The 22,294-nt window shown below is 53.7% G+C and carries 11 protein-coding genes; 6 read left to right on the top strand and 5 right to left on the bottom strand.

Features of this window, described 5'->3' with window-relative positions; all coding sequences use genetic code 11:
• Positions 1-3 precede the first annotated feature (3 nt).
• The 4 genes from ACL7TT_RS16560 (at position 4) to ACL7TT_RS16575 (ending at position 10,310) form a co-directional block, all read left to right on the top strand.
• Entirely contained in the window at positions 4-546 is a 543-nt protein-coding gene (locus ACL7TT_RS16560) for a hypothetical protein (RefSeq protein ID WP_413397061.1), read from the top strand.
• Positions 547-957: 411 nt separating this feature from the next.
• A complete protein-coding gene (locus tag ACL7TT_RS16565) occupies positions 958-7,257 on the top strand; it encodes an Ig-like domain-containing protein (protein ID WP_413397062.1) in 6,300 nt (2,099 codons plus the stop codon).
• An 816-nt stretch (positions 7,258-8,073) separates the two neighbouring features.
• The gene (locus ACL7TT_RS16570; RefSeq protein ID WP_413397064.1) at positions 8,074-9,501 is read left to right on the top strand and encodes a cytochrome-c peroxidase; all 1,428 of its coding nucleotides are present in this window, start codon (positions 8,074-8,076) and stop codon (positions 9,499-9,501) included.
• A gap of 353 nt (positions 9,502-9,854) precedes the next feature.
• Positions 9,855-10,310 carry a hypothetical protein gene (locus ACL7TT_RS16575; protein ID WP_413397066.1) on the top strand — a complete coding sequence of 152 codons (456 nt, stop codon included), beginning with the start codon at positions 9,855-9,857 and terminating at the stop codon, positions 10,308-10,310.
• A 147-nt stretch (positions 10,311-10,457) separates the two neighbouring features.
• On the opposite strand, the gene ACL7TT_RS16580 is transcribed toward ACL7TT_RS16575, so the two are convergent.
• From ACL7TT_RS16580 to ACL7TT_RS16600, 5 genes are all read right to left on the bottom strand, one after another.
• Complete coding sequence (locus ACL7TT_RS16580) at positions 10,458-11,717, bottom strand: sensor histidine kinase (protein ID WP_413397068.1); 1,260 nt, start codon at positions 11,715-11,717, stop codon at positions 10,458-10,460.
• Positions 11,707-12,381 (bottom strand): response regulator transcription factor, encoded by a 675-nt coding sequence (locus ACL7TT_RS16585; RefSeq protein WP_413397070.1) that lies wholly within the window; start codon positions 12,379-12,381, stop codon positions 11,707-11,709. Before ACL7TT_RS16585 ends, ACL7TT_RS16580 begins: the two co-directional genes overlap by 11 nt.
• 737 nt (positions 12,382-13,118) lie before the next feature.
• Positions 13,119-14,291 carry an alpha/beta hydrolase gene (locus ACL7TT_RS16590; protein WP_413397072.1) on the bottom strand — a complete coding sequence of 391 codons (1,173 nt, stop codon included), beginning with the start codon at positions 14,289-14,291 and terminating at the stop codon, positions 13,119-13,121.
• 6 nt (positions 14,292-14,297) lie between these two features.
• The gene (locus ACL7TT_RS16595; protein ID WP_413397074.1) at positions 14,298-17,423 is read right to left on the bottom strand and encodes an efflux RND transporter permease subunit; all 3,126 of its coding nucleotides are present in this window, start codon (positions 17,421-17,423) and stop codon (positions 14,298-14,300) included.
• Positions 17,420-18,499, bottom strand: a complete 1,080-nt coding sequence (locus ACL7TT_RS16600) for an efflux RND transporter periplasmic adaptor subunit (RefSeq protein WP_413397076.1) — start codon at positions 18,497-18,499, stop codon at positions 17,420-17,422. The genes ACL7TT_RS16595 and ACL7TT_RS16600 overlap by 4 nt, the downstream gene beginning before the upstream one ends.
• Before the next feature lie 996 nt (positions 18,500-19,495).
• Here ACL7TT_RS16600 and ACL7TT_RS16605 point away from each other — a divergent pair.
• Together ACL7TT_RS16605 and ACL7TT_RS16610 are read left to right on the top strand one after the other, a co-directional pair.
• Positions 19,496-21,034, top strand: a complete 1,539-nt coding sequence (locus tag ACL7TT_RS16605) for an efflux transporter outer membrane subunit (RefSeq protein ID WP_413397098.1) — start codon at positions 19,496-19,498, stop codon at positions 21,032-21,034.
• Positions 21,035-21,142: 108 nt separating this feature from the next.
• Positions 21,143-22,288, top strand: coding sequence for an efflux RND transporter periplasmic adaptor subunit (locus ACL7TT_RS16610; protein ID WP_413397078.1), 1,146 nt, complete (start codon positions 21,143-21,145; stop codon positions 22,286-22,288).
• Positions 22,289-22,294: the final 6 nt, after the last annotated feature.

Raw genomic sequence — 22,294 nt, forward strand, 5'->3', positions numbered from 1 at the left:
ACGATGCCCGGTGACCTTCGTTTTTCTGGGGTGGAGCTTATTGAGGTTCCTGAAGTAACTGGAAAAGAAATAGATCGTGGGCAATATACCTTGAGAAGTGGTTATATCCCGAGACTTATGGTGAAGCTGGCTTCTAAGGAAAATATTTTTTCTTTTGCCAAAAAAAAGGGGGTTCGTGTAAGCGCTAATGTTTATTTCTGTGAAAATCCGAATGAGGAAGTTTTATTGAAAAGAGGGGGTGTTTTTATAGGCGATAAATCGTTGGATGATCTTTTGCTGAGCAATGCACCAATAGATAGCCTGAACACTAATAGGTCTGGGGACTACATTTATATAATAAAAATTGGACTGTACTCCCCGGAAATTGACGGTGGCAGCATTACGCTAGAGGCTTTTGACCTTGTTAAAAATCCGCGAGATATATGTCTCTTTTTGGAGTTAAAGTCTATGCTTGGTGGCTACGAGTCTAAAACAGTAAAAATACCAAAAAAAGAAATTAAAAAGGCCATTTCTCCAATCTTGTACCATGAAGAGGTCAAGTCTTGACATTACACATTGAAGAGCCCCTAAAGCTGTTTCTATACAGCCACCAGTAAGAGACTTCCTGAGCCAACCGGTCTAAAAGTGGCGCCAAAGCCCCGGCAGTGACAACTTGCCGGGGTTTGTTGTTTTACAAACCTTTTCAGCGGCCAACAGCAAACACCCCACCCGCACCCTAACACGCGGCCCGGGTTGCGGGGCCAATTTGAATTCCAATATAATCGACTATTGGAATCCGGGTCTTGTGATCTTCTTAATCTCGCCTGTTTCCAGGCAAGCTCCCAAACACTGTGGATAAAGACTGCGTCATCATTCGCGGCCAGGAACCCCTGTATTCGCATCCGCACCCGATGGGTGGTGTAGAACAAAAATTAACCAGAAAAAGTGTTGCTCACCGTGAGCACCGCAGGACCGGCAATGTCGTTTACCAAATTTCTTTTCGTCACTTTGGCCACCCTGATCAGCACGATGCTGGCCGGCTGTGATTCCGAGCAGTGGAATCGCCCCGCGGTCACGCTGGAGTCCATCCAGGTATTGACTGCCGAGGGCGCCACCGACATCGGGGCCGAGGTGTCTTTGACCGTGGGCGACAGCCAGGCACTGATTGCCCTGGGTCGCTACAGTGACGGCAGCAGCGCCGATCTCACCAGCAGCGTCAACTGGCACAGTGACAACACGGCGATAGTGGCTGCGGATGCCGATGGCAATGTTGCCGCGATCCGTGCGGGCCGTACACAGATTACGGCCAGTTTAGGCAGTATTGTCAGCAATGCTGTAACCATTATCGTCACCGACCCGGTCTTGACCAGTATCCAGGTGACACCGGCGGTGGTGGAGCTGCCCAGGGGCAACAGCCAGCAATTCACCGCCCTGGGCCGCTATAACGATGGCAGCACCGCCGATCTCACCAACAGCGTCAATTGGGCCAGTGACGATACCGATATCGCCTCCGTGGATACCCTGGGCGAACTCAGGGCCGTGGCGATCGGCAGCACCACCGTCACGGCCAGCCTGGGCGATATTGTCAGCAATCGTGTGGCGGTCACCGTCACCAATGCCGTCCTGACCGCCATTCAGGTGACACCGCCAAGCGCCAGCCTGCCCAAGGGCAACCGCCAACAACTCACCGCGCTGGGTACCTTTAGTGACGGCAGCACACTGGATCTTACCGACAGCGTCAGTTGGAGCAGCGACAGTACCGCCATTGCCACCGTGGACACCCTGGGTGAGCTCACCGCAGTGGACCTGGGTAATACCACCATTTCTGCCAGCCGGGACGATGTTGTCAGTAATCGCGTGGCCATCACGGTGACCAGTGCCATTTTAACCGGCATTCAGGTCACACCGCCCACCGCCAGCCTGCCCAAAGGCAACGTCCAACCGCTTGCCGCCCTGGGCACCTATAGCGATGGCACCACTGCGGATCTGACCAATAGCGTCGCCTGGACCAGTAGCGATACGGCGATTGCTGCCGTGGATAGCCAGGGTGCGCTGATTGCTGTCGACGAAGGCAATGCGACCATTTCTGCCAGCCAGGACGCTATCTTCAGTAATACGGTGACAGTGACCGTGTCCAGTGCCGTATTGACCGGCATTCAGGTGACCCCGGCCGTGGTCAGTCTGCCCAAGGGCAACGCCCAGCAACTCACCGCCCTGGGCACCTATAGCGACGGCACCCGTGTCGATCTCACCGACAGTGTGGACTGGCATATTGGCGATACCGCCATTGCCACCCTGGATATGTTGGGTGAACTCGCGGCGGTGGCCGAAGGCAGCACCACGGCCTTTGCCAGTTCGGCGGGTATGGTGAGTAATACCGTGACGATCACGGTCACCGGCGCCGAGTTAACCAGTATTCAGGTGACGCCGGCCAGCGTCGACCTGGCCAAAGGCAATACCCAACAGCTCACCGCCCTGGGCCGCTACACCGACGGCAGCAGCGCCGATATCACCGACAGCGTCGACTGGCACAGCGACAATACCGCCGTCGCCACCCTGGACAGATCGGGGGAACTCACGGCAGTGGAGGAAGGCAGTACCACGGCCTCTGCCAGTTGGGGTGACATTGTCAGCAATACCGTGACCGTCACCGTGAGCGGTGCCGTGTTAACTGCGATTCAAGTGACACCGCCCGCACCCAGCCTGGCCAAGGGCAACCGCCAGCAACTCACCGCCATGGGTACTTATAGCGACGGCAGCACCGATGATGTGACCAATGCAGTTGCCTGGAACAGTGGCGATACCGCGATTGCTACTGTGGATAGCCAGGGTGAGCTGACCGCGGTGGACGAAGGTGCTACGACCATTTCTGCCAGTTGGGAGGGTATTGTCAGCAATACCGTGACAGTCACCGTGAGCGGTGCCGTGTTAACTGCGATTCAAGTGACACCGCCCGCACCCAGCCTGGCCAAGGGCAACCGCCAGCAGCTTACCGCCATGGGCACCTTCAGTGATGGCACGACGGCTGATCTCACTACTAGTGTTGCCTGGACCAGTAGCGATACCCATATTGCGACAGTCGATAGCAGTGGCCAACTGACGGCGGTAGACGAAGGCACCGCCACCGTGTCTGCCAGCAAGGAGGGGGTTGTTAGCAATACCGTAACAGTTATCGTCACCCCCGCCGTATTGACCGCGATTCAAGTAACGCCTGCCACCGTCGACCTGGCCAAAGGCAATGCCCAACAGCTCACCGCCCTGGGCCGCTACAGCGATGGCACTATCGTCACGCTCACCAGTGTCAACTGGCACAGTGGCGATACCGCTGTCGCCACTGTAGATATGGAGGGGCAACTCACAGCGGTGGAAGAGGGTAACACCACGGCCTATGCCCGTTTGGGCGGTATTGTCAGCAATACCGTGACGGTCAATGTCACCGGCGCCATGTTAACCAGTATTCAGGTGACACCACCTGCGCCCAGCCTGGCCAAGGGCAATACGCAGCAATTGACCGCCCAGGGTACTTTTAGTGATGGCACTACCGCTGATTTAACCAGTAGTGTTGCCTGGATCAGTAGTGATACCGATATTGTTACGGTGGATAGCAGTGGCCAACTGACGGCGGTAGACGAAGGCACCGCCACCGTGTCTGCCAGCCAGGAAGGGATTGTTAGCAATACCGCCACAGTCACCATCACCGGTGCGGTATTAACCGCGATTCAGGTCACGCCGGCCAGCAATAGTCTGGCCAAAGGTAATACGCGGCAACTAACGGCCCAGGGCACGTTTAGTGATGGCACCACGGCTGATTTAACCAGTAGCGTTGCCTGGACCAGTAACGATACCCATATTGCTACGGTGGATAGCAGTGGTGAATTGACGGCAGTGAATGAAGGCGATGCCACCGTGTCCGCCAGTCAGGATGGGATTGTTAGCAACACCGCCACAGTGACCGTCACCGGTGCCGTATTAACCGCGATTCAGGTAACCCCGGCCAGCAATAGCTTGCCCAAGGGCACCACGCAACAACTCACCGCCCAGGGCACTTTTAGTGATGGCACTACGGCGGATTTGACTGATAGCGTTGCCTGGACCAGTAGCGATACGGTGATTGCCACGGTGGATAGTAGTGGCGAACTGACGGCGGTAGATGAAGGCAACGCGACTGTCTCTGCCAGTCAGGAGGGAATTGTTAGCAATACCGCAACAGTCACTATCACCAATGCGGTATTAACCGCGATTCAGGTCACACCACCCAGTGCCAGCCTGGCCAAGGGTAATCGCCAACAATTAACCGCCCAGGGCACTTTTAGCGATGGCACCACTAGCGATCTGACGAATAGTGTTGCCTGGAGTAGTAGCGATACCAATATTGTTACGGTCGATAGCCTGGGTGAACTGACGGCAGTCAGTGAAGGCAATACGACTGTCTCTGCCAGCCAGGATGGGATTTTTAGCAATACCGCCATAGTCACTGTTACCAGTGCGGTATTGACCGCGATTCAGGTCACGCCGGTCAGCAACACTCTGGCCAAGGGCACCACGCAACAACTAACGGCCCAGGGCACTTTTAGTGATGGCACCACTAGCGATCTGACGAATAGTGTTGCCTGGAGCAGTAGCGATACCCATATTGCCACGGTGGATAGCAGTGGTGAACTGACAGCGGTCAATGAGGGCAATGCGACTGTCTCTGCCAGCCAGGCGGGGATTGATAGCAACACCGCCACAGTCACTGTCACCGGTGCGGTATTAACCGCGATTCAGGTCACGCCGGCGAGCAATAGTCTGGCCAAGGGCACCACGCAACAGCTCACCGCCCAGGGTACCTTTAGTGATGGCACTACGGCGGATTTGACTGATAGCGTTGCCTGGACCAGTAGCGATACCCATATTGTTACGGTGGATAGCGGGGGCCAACTGACGGCGGTCAATGAAGGCAGCGCGACCGTGTCCACCAGTCAGGATGGGGTTGCCGGCAATGCGGTGGCAGTTACGGTTACCCCCGCGGCGTTAACCAGTCTCCAAGTGATACCGGCGAGCGCCAGCCTGGCCCTGGGCAGCAGCGAGCCGCTCTTCGCCGAGGGCACTTTTAGCGATGGCACTACGGCTAATGTGACCGACAGTGTGAGCTGGAGCAGTGACGATACGGCGATTGCCCGCGTAGACACTCAGGGCAAACTGATAGCAACGGGTCTGGGCAATACGACGGTGTCTGCCAGCCAGGATGGCATTGTCAGTAATACTGTGGCGGTCACAGTCACCGCTGCCGTATTAACCGCCATCCAGGTGACACCGTCCACGGTCAGCCTGGCCAGGGGCAACCGCTTGCAATTAAGCGCCCAGGGTACCCTTAGTGATGGCAGTACCGCCGATCTCACCAGTAGTGCCAACTGGAATAGCGATGACCACGCCATCGCCACCGTAGATAGCCAGGGTGAAGTCACTGCTGTGGGCGTGGGTGGCACGACGGTGTCCGCCAGTCAGGAGGGGATTGTCAGCAATACGGTGACGCTCACTGTGCCTTCCCTGGAAAAGGTACAGGATGTCACGCTGAATTTTGAGGCCGTCAAGCGTTTTCGTTTTGACTGGACCGAGGTTGCCGGCGCTAGCCATTACCGGCTATTGGAAAACCCCGATGGTATTTCCGGCTTTAGCCCGGTTGGCGAAGAGGTGACAACGGGTACCCTGGCACTGGAAGTGCCCCTCTACGCCCGTACCAATGCGCAATATATCCTGCAAGCTTGTGCCGGCCGGGGTGCTGGGGAGCTGTGTATCGACTCGGATCCCATCTCGGTCAGCGGCACCCTGGTGGGCAGTATCGGCTACTTTAAGGCCAGCAATACGGACAGGCGTGATGGTTTTGGTTTCTCTGTGAGCCTGAGTGCCGACGGCCATACCTTGGCCGTGGGGGCTCCCGGTGAAAGCAGCAATGCTGTGGGTATCAACCCGGCTGGTCAGAGCAACAACGCTGCCGTTAATGCCGGCGCTGTGTATCTATTTGTTCAACAGGACGGCAGCTGGATCCAGGAAGCCTATATAAAGGCCAGCAATACGGATACAGGCGATAGCTTTGGTGGGGCTGTGAGCCTAAGTGCCGATGGCAATACCCTGGCGGTGGGGGCATTGGGTGAAGAGAGCAATGCCACTGGAGTCAACGGCACTGGCCAGGAGATTAACCCGTTTCCAGCTGCCGGTGCCGTCTATACCTTTACCCGCGATCAAGATGGCTGGGTTCAGCAGGCCTATATCAAGCCCAGTAATACGGATGCCGGCATGAGTTTTGGTGGTTCCCTGAGTCTGAGCGCCGATGGCAATACCCTGGCGGTGGGGGCAGGGCGTGAAGACAATCAGGCCACTGGGATCAGCAGCCAGGGGCCGCGCAATGGCGGTGCCCGCGACTCTGGTGCTGTGTATGTGTTTGCCCAAAATAACGGTATCTGGGCCGAGCAGGCCTATATCAAGGCCAGCAATAGCGAGGCAAACGATCTATTTGGTCAAGCTGTGAGTCTGAGCGCCGATGGTAATACCCTGGCGGTGGGGGCCACCGGTGAAGACAGCCCCGCCACCGGGGTGAATGGCAACCAAGGCAATGATTTTCGCCAAACGCAAACGAGCGGCGCTGTCTATCTATTTAGCCGCGATGCTGTGATTGGCTGGGGTCAGGAGGCCTATATCAAGGCCAGCAATACCGGTGAAGCGGACTTTTTTGGCACGAGCGTCAGTCTGAGCGCCGATGGCAACACCCTGGCGGTGGGGGCAGAGGGTGAAGACAGTAATGCCACCGGAATCGATGCAGACCAACAAAATAATAATGCCTTCAGATCCGGTGCTGTCTATGTGTTTAGTCGCGATGCCGGTACTGGCTGGGATCAGAAGTTCTATATCAAGGCCAGCAATACGGATACAGACGATGGCTTTGGTGCGGCTGTTAGCCTAAGCGCCGATGGTAACACCCTGGCGGTGCGGGCAATCAAGGAAGACAGCCGCACCACCGGAGTCAATGCTAATTCACTAAATAATGCTGCCTCCAGGTCCGGTGCTGTCTATGTGTTTCGTCACAACGCGGGCAGCTGGTTCGAGCAGGCCTATGTCAAGGCCAGCAATACGGACATCGGCGACGAATTCGGTAGTTCGGTGAGTTTAAGTGGAGACGGCAATACCCTGGCCGTGGGTGCACCCGATGAAGACAGCGATGCCACCGGAATCGGTAATGATCAGAGCAATAATGCTGATGATCCTTTTAATTACAATGCTGGCGCCGTCTATGTGTACTGAGTCTGGAGGCTTACCAGTGCAAGGGGCAGGGAGTGTCAAAACACCGATCCGGGCGGCGGGCAACCGCCCGGATTGCCCGGCCATCACCCAGGTGCGCGGGTCGAATAACACGGACTTATGCCGCGTCTACCACGCCTGCCAGACCTGCAACCCAAATTTCAATAACTCTTGTTAGACGCTCACCGCCGGAATCATCGTCCGCAGGCAGGTTGCCGCGGAAATTCCTGCACCCAGCAATAGTGTATGCGCTCTCTATATCGATCCTTGCAGATAAATACCGTTGTGAGCCGCCAAAAACGGCTCCGCACACCACAGGCAAGTGGAGATCATTGACACCGCACAGACTGCGCCCTCCACGGAAAAGGAGTGGCCATGGGAATTACAAACGATTACAGCCACAAACTCTGCTATGGCCCAAATGATAGACTCAGGAAACACCTTTGAACGGGTAAGTGGAACCTAGGCCATGCCAATTGCCGGGGTATCGCCATAGCGCACCGGCAGGGGAGGCTTCTACCAGGCGATTCAACAGGCCCTGGGTATTTCATAAACAAAGTAACACTTTAGGCTAGAGGAGCGCCGGGTAACCAAAATAGCATTGACAAAATATCCAATCTTGCCTTGTGGTTGCACCAGGCAGAAATGCGCGAGCAACAAGAACAAAAGAAGAGAAGACAGTAGTAAGAGAACAAGATGATGAGCGGTTCAAGATATTTTCAAAATAAATTCAGCATGCTATGGCTTGCTGTTTTTTTTGCAGTAGTGACAGCAGGTTGTGAGAAAAGGGATCAGCAAGACTCAAACGCCGGGCAGGGCTTGATCGATAAGCAACTGAATTCTGAAGTGCGCGAATTGGTTACCTCCATGGGTTTGAGTGGTGACCCCGCAGCAGGGCGCAACCTCCCGGTTGTTGACGACCCTGTTGTCCAATTGGGGATGAAGTTGTTTTTCTCCAAAGCATTAGGCGGGGATATGGATGTGGCCTGTGTCAGCTGCCATCATCCTGTACTGGGTGGTGGTGATAATTTGTCGCTGCCCGTTGGGGTGGATGCTGAGATTGAGGATCTTTTGGGTCCGGGCCGATTTCACAGCATGGCCGGAGAACACTTTGATGGTGGCCCAACCGTCCCCAGAAACGCACCGTCCACCTTTAATATTGGTTTGTGGGACCAGGTGTTGTTTCACGATGGCCGGGTTGAAAGCCTGGGGAAAACGCCAGGCGTTAACGGTGATGACAATAGGGGCATCCGCACACCGGATGTGCGTTTTGGTGAAGCAGACCCCAAGGCGGGGGACAATCTCACGGTTGCACAAGCGCGATTCCCGGTGACTTCGCCAGAAGAAATGAAAGACTTTGGCCTGATGGCCGGCACCACCAATGCCGAAGTGCGCGCGTTTCTGGCGCAGCGTATTGGCGGCTATGGCACACCACCGGGCGGGGCCTTGTTGCCAAACGAATGGCTGTTTGAATTTCAAACGGCCTTCAACGCTGTCGGGGGCAGCGCAGAAGAACTCATCACCTTTGAAAATATCACCAAAGCCATAGCCGCTTATGAGCAATCCCAGGTATTTGTAGAGACACCCTGGAAGGCCTATGTGCAAGGTGACAGCTCAGCCATCAGCAATAGTGCCAAACGCGGTGCATTGGTTTTCTTTCGCAGTGTCGACGAGGGTGGGGCCGATTGCGCTTCATGCCACTCGGGCGATTTCTTTACCGATGAGCAGTTCCATGTGGTGGCTATGCCGCAGATAGGTCGCGGTAAAGGGGATGGCGTGTATGGCGATGAGGATTTTGGCCGCTTCAGGGAAACCGGGGATGAGCAGGACAGATATGCCTTCCGCACACCGACACTGCTCAACACCACGGCGACCGGCCCCTGGGGGCATGCCGGGGCATATACAACGTTGGAAAACGCGGTGCGCCACCATTTGAATCCGCAGGCGGCATTGGACGGATATGATTGGACACAGCTGGATGCAACGATTCAGGCAGCCAATATGCTGGAAAAAACCCAACTGGCAATCAACACGCTTCTGCAGAATCGTGCCGAGGGTCTCCCAAGTCTGCAAGATGTGGATTTGAATAATCAGCAATTTGACGACTTGATGGCGTTTTTAGCGACTTTGACAGATCCCTGTATTGCGGACCGCGCATGTATTGGCCAGTGGATTCCGGATGCGGGCGATACCAACCCGGATGGGTTGCGTGTAGAGGCCATCGATGAGAACAGCAACCCCCTGTAATCTCCAATGCTGTACCGGTCACCCAGGGTGCGGGGGAATGACCATCCGCACGCCATCAAGAGCGGCTGGTGACCTCCTGCAGAGTACCGAGCATCAGCAGTTGCATATTGGTATTGCCAGTTTCTCCAAGTGTTGAAAAACCCGGCAGAGAAACTGTTTTTGGCGATCTGATCATTTGCTGTAATCTTGTTTTGTCTCTGGCTGGCCGGTGGCCGGAGTGTCGCATTCATTACTTTGCTGAAGGATTGCCATAAACAATGATTCATACAATGCGGTCATTCACCTGGGTTATGCCATTTCTACTGCTTGGCTGGGCCCAGGCCGTCGCGGAGGAGCCAAAGTACCTGAGATTGATGGACAGGCTTGATCGCGCAAATGATGGGTACTGTTTCGATGTGCAGGGGGTTAGGGGCCATTTTCGGGCAGACAAGCCGCTTGTTGCACATAACTGCAAGGAAGGAGCCGCACCCGATGGGCTGGTGAAACATAATAAAGACAACATGTTGTTCTTCCCGGCTTTCAACCAATGCGTCACCGCTATGGGAACCGGAACTACGGTATTGCCTGGTACCAGCTTGATGCTGAAACCCTGTGTAGAACACGGGGTATTCGCCAGCCCTTCCATGCAAAAGCAATTTACATTTAATCACAATAAACAACTGGAACTTGGTGACTCCAATCTTTGTGTGGTTGTTGGCAACCGGTCGGCTCAAACGTTGAGCAGCCGGGACCGGTGGAGAACCCTGTTTTTGGATGATTGCGACAAGATTTCACTGGAGCGATCACAGTGGGAACTCATTGCGCCGTGACACAGCTGAGAGAGTGGTTCAGGCAGGCCGTTGCGATCAGTTCGGCCCGCCCCTGTGTACTCTATATCGGTCTCACACCTTGTGGCGGAAGCCAGAGGGCCACACCGGGCGCTTCAGGGCTCGCGCGCCGGGATCAGCGCTTAACGCTCAAATGGGCCGGCAAAACCTGACCGAAACCTGAAAATAGGCGTCTGACTTGACAATATCCACCTCCCAGTCGTATTGAGCCGAAATCTTTTCAACCAGCCTGAGCCCAAGGCCAAATCCGGAATTATGCCCGCTGGCTACGGCGTGATGCCTGTTTACTATTCGAATGGAATCGGCCTCTTGATGGATCACTATGGTTCCTTCGTATACGTGCTGAAAAGCATTGCCAACCAGGTTTCTCAACAGGATAAGACACGGCATTAGGGGGAGTGAGGTTTCATAGGGGCTGGTGTTGATTTGTATCGATACCGGCTTTCCCCTGGTCAGGTACTGCATTTCGGAGGCCACCTGGGTAACCAGTGCCTCAAGGTCAATGATCTCCGGGGCAATGGGCTGGTTGTCGCCACGGCTCAGCCAGAGAAAAGTGTCCACCAGGCGTGACATGGTGGTAGTGGCAAAATCCAGGCGGCTGAGTGCAATATCCAGCTTGTCTGGATAATGGAGGTCGAGCTTCTTTAACAAGTCAACATTGCTCTTCATAACAGCCAATGGAGATCGCAGCTCATGGCTTGAGAACTCAAGAAATTCCTTTTCCCTGTCGATACTCTCCTGCCTTCTGGCCAGGCTGTCAGTGATAATTTCAGCGATATCTGAAATTTCCTTATAGCGAAATTTTGGGTAGGATGTCTTTTTATCCCTAATACTTTTAGCAGAAATTTCCTGGGCCCAGGCTTTAAGGGATTCCAGCGGCGACACGATGGTTCTCAGGATAAATAGCAGGAAAACAGCAAAAATTGCCGAGAAGAATATACTGAGTAATAACAGTCTCCAGTAGACATAGACACTGAGGTTGCCGACCGTGATTTCGGTTTTGTGCCAGTCAACCCGCTTGCCAACATAGACTTTATCCCCTGATTTATTCCGTGTGAGTAGTACATAATAAAGTTTGTCGGGAACATGAAGTAATGGTGTATCAGCCTTGAACTTGATCATATCGCCTTCTGCCGATGGGAGCTTTCCCGCATGTTGCTTGAAGTCTTCCGGGAAATGATTCCAATCTTTGCGGATATAAATCTCGAACTGGGTTGTATGCCCGGATACGTCTTGACTGGCAGCATCCTCAAGAAAGGTTTTGGTGGCGGTTGCAGTACCCTCTTTGTAATAATCGAACATCAATACAAAGAATATCCGCGACATAACCAGGCAGGCGAGAATACAGGTAACCGTAAAAACGACATTGAGGCGGGTCCTAATTTTCATAGGCGGGCTTCACGGCATAACCTGAGGGCTTGATTGTGTGGACCAGCGGAACTTGCTCCGGCTGGTCGACCTGCTTTCGTATATGATGGATATGGACTTTCAGGTTATTGACCTCTGTGTCATTGTCCCCCCAAACGGAGTGGATCAAGACTTGTTTACTGACCACCCTGGGGCTTGCCCGCATGAGTATTTCGAGCAGTTTAAAAGCGGTTGGGGAAAGTTTTAGGACACGCTCCCCGCGGCTGGCGATATTCTGGTCCAGATCCAGGGTGAGGTCCCCCACGGATATCTTTGTGGTTTGTCCGCTCACTCTGCCGCTCAAGGCACGAATTCGTGCAACCAGTTCATCCATGGCAAAGGGTTTGACCAGGTAATCATCCGTTCCCGCTCGAAAACCGTTCAATTTGTCATCCAGCTTGTCTTTCGCGGTGAGCATAATGATCGGGGTGGTATTGCCGCTGGCGCGCAGTTGTTTGCAAACATGCAAACCATCTATACGGGGCAGGTTGATATCCAGAACGATGACCTGATAGCTGTTCGCGCGAATCAGATCAAGGGCATTGACACCATCGCTGGCGTAGTCGCAGACAATATTTTCGATTTCCAGATAATCGATGATGGTACTTGCCAAAGCACGGTCATCTTCAACCACAATCACTGTCATGTGTGAACTCCTGTGCAATAGCGATTTGCCAGATACGATTTCAATGGTTTTACCCACAATTTTCTCACAGTCTGTTGCGAATATATCTTTCGGTGCTATCTACCTGGACATGCCCTGCCCAAAGCGCTACTGACTGTTGCTTCCATAAACCCATTGCCTTAATCGGAAAATCCACGGTCACTCGGCACAGATACCCGGATTCATTCCCGGAGGACAGTTACAGTTACCAATCGCCAGGCTATCTGCTGATAGATGTCCATAAGACCATATTTTTTCACAATAATTTTCCGGCAGCAGGGATAGGGCCTATCAGTGCTGGAACCATTTGGCCTAAAATTTCTCAGAGCTTTGCCAAACAGAGAGTAAAACCACTTGTTCCAGGGAATGGGGTTCTCGAAATGGGATTTTGCAGAAACCTGTTCCCGAACTCATACCACGCACGTATCCGCTGATTAGGTCCTGGTATCCCGTCGCCGGAGAATTTGACCAAATCCGGGCTTACCCCGGCAGCCGTGCGCAGCCCGAGAGAGCATGTTCCAGACCAATACCGGCTTGTTGGTTCAGTGCCCCCACTGGGGGCATTCACAAGAGCCCTATCGTCTATCCCAGCAGAAAAACCTGGTTTTTTTTCCTTTTCAAGGTCTAACCACGTTCATCGATACACAGAGACGCACCGAAAGGCGCCTTCGCCAGGGAAGGTTCCATCCAATCCAGATAAAGCGAGGGATTTTGTGCAGCTATAGGGTAAAAGTCGATTTTATTTCTTTCATCATCCCCTCAAAATAGGGATTGAATGTCAGGCGCGCATGGATCTTGCCCGGTTCGTTATAGCCCCATGCGCTGTACCAAACTTCGCCACCGCTGCGACAATCATTGCCGGCCCCCTCAGCCTCTTGCCCATTGTGGCAAATACGCTCGCTGCCATGGATTCCGTAGTAGGGGTTATCCGGGGAAAAGAGCATACCCATGTGGGACATATTGCTGATCCGCAGGGCGGGAACCCTGCTGTCAATAAAAAGGGTGCGCGCATCTGCCAAGCCCGGCGGGGAGGTACCAAACCACATAAACCGGCTTTGCGGATGGGTAAAATGCTCAACAAACAGTCTGTGTATTTCTGCACTGTGCAGGACACTGTCGTGTTCGCTCAGCGCCATAAACACCGGCCGCCGGAACTTTTCCCTGCTGAGGCTGGATAATGTTTTGGCACTGGTTTTATAGTACTGGGAAAACCCGTTGGTGGGCATACTGGCGTAACGGGTATAGTTTGTGAGCCTTTCGGGGTCCGGCACAATCAGCCAGGGCTTGAAGCGGCTGAGCAGCGGTGTCAACCTTGCCAGCGGCTGGCCGGATTGAAATCCCGGTGAAAACAGTATCAGGCCCTTGATCACCGGATCTGCAGCCGCTTCAAGATACGCCAGATTGCCACCGGTCGAAAATCCTCCCAGATACACTTCCTCAACATCGGCCTTTAGCAGCGCAACCTGTCGGCGGACCTCCTGTTGCCAGCTATCGTGATCGGCAATAAGCAAATCTGCGGGCCGGGTTCCGTGGCCGGATAGCAACAGGGTGCGCACCAGGAAGCCCTGCCGGCTCAATGACCCGGCAATATCCACAAAGGACCAGGGCGAATCCCCGAGCCCGTGGACCAGCAGTACACCGCGTGTCGGTTGCAGGGGCTGGTCCGGGAAGCGTTCGAAGGGTAGGTTGGCGGTGATCTCCGCCTGCACATCCCCGGTGAGGAAGTACCGGTGCCTTGCCAGTAGTTGTTCAGTTTGTGCGATGTATTGCTCGAAGGAACTGTAGTCGGTGACGGGACTTGCCTCCGACGGGGTCAATAGCGGGTGTGTGGGGACGCCACGGCAGCTCACCAGAAAGGGGATCAGACAGAATCCAAGGATGTATAGTCGCATCACCTTTTACCCCTGTTGCAACACCGCGGGTGATTCGGCTTCGGCGATGGCGCGGGAGATGGCGCCTGGCGAGCCGGTTCCACGGGCGATGAACTGATAGGCAACCGGGACGATAAACAGGGTAAACACCGTTGCCATCAGTACACCCGCCAGCACGACAGTGCCAATGGCGATCCGGGTTTCCGCGCCGGCGCCGCTGGTGAGGACCAGCGGTATGGTGCCGGCAATGGTCGTCAACCCGGTCATCAGGATAGGCCGGAAACGGGTGGATGAGGCTTCCATCAGGGCCGCGTCGAACGACATGCCCCGATCGCGCAACTGGTTGGCAAATTCCACGATCAGGATGCTGTTTTTGGCCGCCAGCCCCACCAGCATAATCAGGCCGATCTGCGAGTAAATATTCAGCGAATTGTTGGTGAAATAGAGCCCCAGCAATCCGCCCGCCAAGGCTAAGGGCACGGTCACCATCACCACCAGGGGATGGATATAGCTCTCGAACTGAGCGGCCAGGACCAAATAGACCACCAACAATCCCAGTAAAAAGACAAATAAAATCGAGCTGCCTGACTCAATAAAATCCCGGCTCTGCCCTTTGTAGTCGATCATAGCCTCGGGCGGCAAATGGGTGCGAACCAGCTGTTGCAGGTAACTCAGGGCTTCCCCCAGGCTGTAACCTTCGCTCAGGTTTGCCTCCAGGGTAATGGAGCGAATGCGATTGAAGCGGGGCAGGGTTTCGGCCGCGCCATACTCCTGGATATCCACCAGGTTGGAGAGGGGGATCAGTTGCGGGGAGCGGCTTGAACGCACATAGATATTGCTGACGTCGGTCAGGGAGCGCTGGTTATCCCGCATGCCCTCAACAATCACATCGTATTCTTCGCCATTATTGAGGTAGGTGGTGATCCTGCGCCCCCCCATCATGGTTTCCAGGGTGCGCCCCACTTCGGTAATGCTCACCCCCAGGTCTGCCGCCCGGTCGTAGTCAACGGTGAAGTCCAATTGTGGGCGGACATCCTTGTAGTCGGTATCGACGCCGCTCAGTCCAGGATTACTGGTGTTTATTTGTTCTTGCAGTATCTGCACCCATTCGGCCAGTGCATCATAATTACTGCCTCCAAGAACAAACTGTACCGGTTTGCTGACGCCGCCACCCAGCCCCTGTCGCATCACCGGGAAAGCGCGAACCCCGGGAAGATCTGCCAGGGCAGCACTTACATCGGCCATAATCGCGTTGGCGGGGCGGCGCTCGGACCAGTCATTTAATACCGCGATAGCAAAACCGGAATTGAAATTTTCGATATTGCCGAAAGAGCGGGGGGTACGGACCAGCAACCGATTGATTTCCCCATTGTCAACAAAGGGTATCAAGCGGTGTTCAATCTCATCCATATACTCTTCCATAAAGGCATAGCTGGCGCCCTCGGGGCCATTTACAATCAGGAAAAATGCCCCCCGGTCTTCATAGGGCGTGAATTCCTGGGCTATACGCGGGTAGGCCAGAATGCTCACCCCGGCCACAAGGGCGACCACCAGGGACACAATCAATGGTCGTCGCAATGCCAGCTTCAACAGGCGGATATAACGATCGCGCAATCGGGTTGAGGCCGAGTCCACCCACCTGACCAGGCGGCCGGGTTGGGCGTCATTGTGGCTGGATTTCAGGAGTTTGGAAGCCAGCATGGGACAGAGTGTCAGGGCCACCAGTGACGACAGGCTGACAGCGGCGGCGATGGTCAGCGCAAACTGGGTGAACAGCCGGCCGATATCTCCTTCGAGAAACGTGATAGGCACAAAGACTGCAATCAGCACCACCGTTGTGGAGATCACCACAACCCCCACCTGCTTGGCGCCGCGGTAGGCGGCAATCAATGGCGGCTCGCCATATTCCTGCATGCGCCTGACAATATTTTCCAGCATCACAATGGCATCATCGACCACCAGGCCGATGGCCAACACCAGTGCCAGAAGGGTGAGTAAATTCAGGGAAAAACCAAACGCATACATGGCAATAAAGGTTGCCACCAGCGAAACCGGTACCGTTACCGCGGGGATTAACATGGCGCGGACCCGGCCGAGAAACAGGTAGATAACCAGGACCACACAGGCGATGGCAACCAGGAGCGTGAAATACACTTCGTGAATGGATGCCTCGATAAACACCGCCGCGTTATAGCTTTCCTCGATCGACATGCCTTCGGGAAGACTCTGGTTGAGACGTTCGGTCAATTCCAGTACGCCGTCGACCACCTCGATAGTATTCGCGGTGGACTGGCGAATAATCCCGATGCCCACCATGGGCACGCCATTACCGCGGAAAAAGGTTCTGTCCTCCACCACACCCAGTTCAACTTCAGCGATATCGCCCAGGCGAACCAGGTAATTATCTCCACCCCGGCCAACCACCAGGGAGGCAAAATCCTCCGGCTCAATAAACTGGCGGTTAACCCGGGCGCGAAAGATTCGCGTTTCAGATTCCAGTCTGCCCGCCGGCAACTCCACATTCTCGGCGCGTAGTGCAGCCTCGATGTCGCCAACACTTAAATTGCGGGCCGCCATTGCCTCCCGGTCCAGCCAGATGCGCATGGCGGTATCCTGGCCACCACCGATACGCACCCGGGCAACGCCATCCACAGTGGAATACTGATCAACCAGAAAGCGCTGTGCGTAATCGGTCAGCTCCTGTACGGTCATGCTGTCACTGGTTAAATTCCGCCAGATGATCACGTCGTCATTACTGTCGACTTTCTGTACCTCCGGGGGATCGGCATCCACCGGCAGGTCATCGGCAATACCGGAGATCTGGTCCCGTATATCATTGGCCGCCGCATCGATATCGCGGTTGATGGAAAATTCCAGGGTGATGCGGGACCGGCCATCCTGGGAAGAGGATTCAATAAACCGCACACCTTCTATACCCGCTATGCGTTCCTCCACCACCTCGGTGATGCGGGTCTCGACAATATTGGCTGGTGCACCCGGATAATTAACCTCGATGGTGACAACCGGCGGATCAATATGCGGATATTCACGCAGGGACAAACGCTCAAACGCGACCCACCCGAATGCCACCAGTAAAATCGACAGCACGCTGGCAAAAACGGGCCGCTTGACAGAGATATCAGACAAAATCACGGTGCCAGCTCCCCAGAGTGCGGCTGTGCCAGCAGGTCCACCAATTGGTTGTCATCTGTCTGTACAGCTTTCACTTCGACTGCAACTCCGGGCCTGAGGCGGATATTGCCGTGAGTTACTACCTGGTCCCCCTCTGCGAGGCCCGCCAGAATCTCCACGCCGCCCTGGCGACGGGTGCCAATGGTCACTGCAACTTGTGTGGCCACTGTGCGCTTGTCTTTAGTGGTGATACGCCTGACAAACTCCTGCCTGCCGCGACTCATCAGCGCTTCCTCCGGAATCACCAGCGCCGACCTGGGCGGTGGCAGCAGGCGCACCCGCATCAGCTGGCCCGGGCGCAGCTTGTGGTCGGGGTTTGGCAGTATCGCGCGGACGGAGATGGAGCGGGTGACCGGGTCAATTCGGCTGTTAACACTACTCAGGCTGCCACGGAATACTTCGTTCGGCCAAGCGGCGGTGGTTCCCGTTACCTCAGAATGGGGTGTCAGGAGCGACAGAAAACGCGCCGGCACTGAAAAGTCCAGCTTCATGGTCAGGTCGTCATCGATGGTGGTAACCACAGTTCCCGGTTGCACCAGTGCCCCAACGCTGATATTGCGTTGACCAATAATCCCGTCGAAAGGAGCCAGGATTCGCCGCTGGCGTATCTGCGCCTGGATGGCCTCCATGCGTGCCTGGGCAGTCTGCTTCTTGAGTAACTGCTCATCCAGTGCCGATTCCGAAGCGCTGCCCTTGGCAATCAGCGGGTTGAGTCGCCTGATCTGCAGCTCCGCTTCACTCAGTCGAGACCGCTCCTCGGACAGCAGTGCTTGTTCTTCTGAAGCATCCATTTCAAGCAGCAGATCGCCGGTGGTTACCCGGTCGCCGTCTTCAAAATTGATCCGGGTTACCTTTTCCGTGACCGTCGAGGTGATAAGCACATTTTCATTGGCTTGCAGGGTTCCCAAAGCTTCGATTGGCTCAACCCATTCGACACGTTTCACCTCCGCGACAAAGACCGGAGTGGGGGACGGCTGGGAGAGCACCTGCCCCGATGTCAGTAATATCATCGTGAGTATCAGTGGGCGATAGATCATAGTTCGAGACTCCTGAAACAGGGGCCTAGCCTACCGTCGCAGTGGTTAAGGAGGAGTTAATAAAGGAGAATTTCACCCAGGGCTATCCACCCTTGTGTTTGTGCCTAAATCTCAGTGCAATCTGGTTGGCATGGTCTAGGAAAGGGTAGTGGAAGTGGCTAATCGCTTTTCAGTGACCAGCAGACAGTTCTGGACAGCGCGAAACTGAAATATGAAGTGTGAGTGTTATCGCCAGCCTGCATAACCGATTTCTCTCAGTTTCCGGTTGCGCAGGGAAGCTAAAACTCGGTTTTTGCGCCACTCCAGAGATAGTGCTGCCCTGCTTGGTAGTAACACCACAAACCAAGGTGACAATGCTGCTCTGTTACTGTCGAAGGATTCAGGTTTGATAATGGCAGGCCCTTCATTCCGCCTGAGCAGTGGGTCTGAGCGCTATTGATGATCGTATTCTACGAGGTCATCAACAGCCAGGCTGACGCTAAGAGATTGATGTTACGTGACCACAGTTGCTGAATCCAGGCTATAAGATAAGGTCAGGTATGAATGGTTCCTGGCACCAATTTAGAGTTATTTAACAGGCTCCACAACAAATCAAGCACTTACTACCGGGTCGGAAGGAAAGAATACCCCTCCCCCAGGACATGCTGTGAATACATCCTTGTACGCTCGTAATCGGCATCCATGCCTCATACGATCCTGAGAGAGGGGTATTCTTCCCTCCTGCTTTACTAGTAACTACTTGATTTGCAGTCCGAATATCCCTCTTCGGGTTAGTAGACGGCGAAAAATAGTTTTTCAACAACCTGTTAAAGGGTTTTGTCCAGAAAACCGCCAAATGTTACTCATGCGGTTATTGGCCAGAGATGCTGGGGGCATGATGAAGGGGTGATATTTAACCAAGAGTTCCTCTACATCAACAGAATTGTACGTGCCGAAGCACGGCGGCACACACAGTTTTGTTGACAAACATTGTACCTAGAACTACTGGTGAAAATCATGTTGAATTTCAGGTCTGGGTTTCGAAGCAGAACAAGGAGAGGCTCTACACCCAAGGTTTACCGCAGCTATATACTTATCATTTTTGCAACGCTGTCCGCTTGTATGGTCGGTCCTGACTTCACGAGACCAGAGCTTTCTCCCGCAGCCAAATTTACCCGTAATGATCCAGAGGCAACGGTCTCCTCGAACGTGCAGGGCGGTGCATCACAATCCTTTTCCAGCAGTCGAGATGTCCCTGGCGATTGGTGGGAACTGTTCCGCTCAGAGCCCTTGAACATTTATGTTCGTATTGCTGTCGCGAACAGCCCAACGCTTGCGCAGTCAGAAGCTACCCTTGTTCAAGCGCAAGAAACCGCAAATGCCGCGGGTGGTGCCCTATATCCCACTATCATTGGTTCAACGAGTTTTACTCGTCAGAAATTTGCTTTGGAAGGTGGTGCAGCAAGCCAGGTTATTGCAGACATTAGTCCGATTTTCAGTGTGTACAGCGCGTCGTTGAGCTTATCGTACACCTTAGATATTTGGGGTGGTATTAGACGCAATATTGAATCGCAAGTCGCTAATGTTCAGTACGCACAATTCCAAGTAGAGGCAGCCCATCTAGCACTCGTGTCAAATCTCCTCAATGCCGTTATCATGGAGGCATCAATCAAAGGGCAGATTCGTGCAACCAAAGAAATTATCAATGTGCAGGAGCAACAACTCTTTATCCTTCGCACACAATTCAGATTGGGTGGTGTAGATGAAAGTCAGGTCTTACAGCAGCTGGCTACACTGGAGCAAACCAAAGCCACACTCCCTCCCTTAGAGCAGAGTTTGGTCGTTCAGAAAAATTTGATCATTGCTCTGGGTGGCTTCTATCCAACCGAAAAGGTCGTTCAGGAGTTTGAGCTATCTGACCTGAGCCTGCCAAGAGAGCTTCCTCTCAGCCTGCCATCTGAACTTGTCATACAGCGTCCAGATATCCGTTCTGCAGAAGCTCAATTATGGGCAGCCAGTGCCAATATTGGCGTGGCATTGGCGAACCAGCTGCCCAACATCATGATCATGGCGGATGTGGGCACCGAATCTGAAGAGTTTTCTCGAATGTTTTCGTCGGGTACTGGCGTATGGTCCATCACAACCTCTTTGAGCCAAACGATTTTTGATGGCGGAACACTGAACAGCGAGCGTAAAGCCGCTATTGCAGCCTTCCATGCCGCCGCTGCGAACTATCGTGAAGTGGTTGTTTCTGCATTTAGTGATGTCGCCAATGCCATTAGTGCAGTGCAAAAGGATGCCTTAACGCTTAAAGCAAGCCTTTCTGCAGAGCGCTCAGCACTGCGCAGCCTTACACTTACGCAGCAGCAATACACTCTTGGTGCAATTGATCTCACTACGCTGTTGCTTGCCGTTCAAACGTATCAGCAGGCCAAGATCAATCTCGTTCAGGCACAAGCGGCTCGCTTTTCAGATACGGTCGCGCTGTTTTTCGCGCTGGGCGGAGGGTGGTGGAACAGGCCACTGTCAGCACCAAACCGGATACAAGGGCCTTAAACAGTAATTTCTCCCCTACGCTCATACAGGGGAGTAGCCATCGTTAGTATTACATACTGATTTATTTAACTGAAAATAAATTTACATAGTCGACCAGCTATAAGTACCGTGAAGAAACCTTTAAAAAAACTAAATATGACGATTATGCTGGTCTGCGTCGGTATTGTCTTTGGCGGCCTTTATGCTTTTCAGCAATACAAGTCTTTGGTCGCTGGCAGGGCCGTCACAGAAATACAGAACAAGATTGAGGTTGTTTCCACATACACAGCCAGCAAGCAACGCTGGACTGAAAAAATTACCGCCATCGGCAACCTTGTTGCCATAAAAGGAGCAGACCTATCGCCTCAGGTTGCTGGTAATGTCACCCGCATCAATTTCTCCTCGGGCCAAGACGTGCTGCAAGGCACCGTCCTTATTGAGCAGGATACTACACAAGAAATCGCGCAACTCCTATCTCTGGAAGCACAGGAAGAGTACGCACGTCAGACGCTGGAGCGTGATTTGGAGCAATACAAAGTCAATGCAGTCAGCAAGCAGCAGATTGATTTGGATTGGTCAAACCTGAAGAATCTTGAAGGTGAGGTACAAAATCAGCTCGCTTTGATTGCCAAAATGAACATTAAAGCTCCATTCGATGGGCGATTGGGTATCCGTCTTGTTAGTGTAGGGCAATACCTCAATGTAGGCACACCCTATGTGTCTCTGCAGCAACTGGATGAACTCTTCGTTGATTTTTATATACCGCAGCGCTTTTTGGGCACTGTGCAGGCAGAACAGGAGATAGAGATAACTGTAGACACCTATCCCGGAAAAGTCATTAAGGGCAAACTGATAGCCATCAACTCCGAAGTTGATATCAACAACGGGAATGCGCTCATTCGGGGGCGTTTCAAAAATCCTGATAAAAAACTGCTTCCCGGTATGTTTGTTGATGTCAACCTTGTGATATCAGCCCCCAAAGAAGAGATAACGTTGCCTCAAACAGCCGTCACTTACCATTCTTATGGGGTGACAGTGTATGTGCTCAAGAAGACTGCGAGAAAAACCAACGGTAAAATTGTATATCTGGCTGAAGAACGTTTTATCCAAACCGGAGCAAAGCGCGGAGATCAGGTTGTTGTCATCAAAGGAGTTGAGGAGAATGCGTTAGTTGTCAGCGCTGGGCAGATCAAATTGCACAATGGTTCTGCTGTCACTATAGATAATTCGGTATTGCCAAAGAACGACCCTGATCCAAAGCCGGTTGAGCATTAGAGAGAG

Origin of the sequence: Microbulbifer jejuensis, from assembly GCF_047289955.1 — a bacterium.
GTDB lineage: Bacteria > Pseudomonadota > Gammaproteobacteria > Pseudomonadales > Cellvibrionaceae > Microbulbifer.

Excerpts from the sequence above, each read along its gene's own strand:
- ACL7TT_RS16560 (WP_413397061.1), top strand. The coding sequence starts at position 4 with ATGCCCGGTGACCTTCGTTTTTCTGGGGTGGAGCTTATTGAGGTTCCT.
- ACL7TT_RS16565 (WP_413397062.1), top strand. The coding sequence starts at position 958 with ATGTCGTTTACCAAATTTCTTTTCGTCACTTTGGCCACCCTGATCAGC.
- ACL7TT_RS16575 (WP_413397066.1), top strand. The coding sequence starts at position 9,855 with ATGGACAGGCTTGATCGCGCAAATGATGGGTACTGTTTCGATGTGCAG.
- ACL7TT_RS16580 (WP_413397068.1), bottom strand. The coding sequence starts at position 11,717 with ATGAAAATTAGGACCCGCCTCAATGTCGTTTTTACGGTTACCTGTATT.
- ACL7TT_RS16585 (WP_413397070.1), bottom strand. The coding sequence starts at position 12,381 with ATGACAGTGATTGTGGTTGAAGATGACCGTGCTTTGGCAAGTACCATC.
- ACL7TT_RS16590 (WP_413397072.1), bottom strand. The coding sequence starts at position 14,291 with ATGCGACTATACATCCTTGGATTCTGTCTGATCCCCTTTCTGGTGAGC.
- ACL7TT_RS16600 (WP_413397076.1), bottom strand. The coding sequence starts at position 18,499 with ATGATCTATCGCCCACTGATACTCACGATGATATTACTGACATCGGGG.
- ACL7TT_RS16605 (WP_413397098.1), top strand. The coding sequence starts at position 19,496 with ATGTTGAATTTCAGGTCTGGGTTTCGAAGCAGAACAAGGAGAGGCTCT.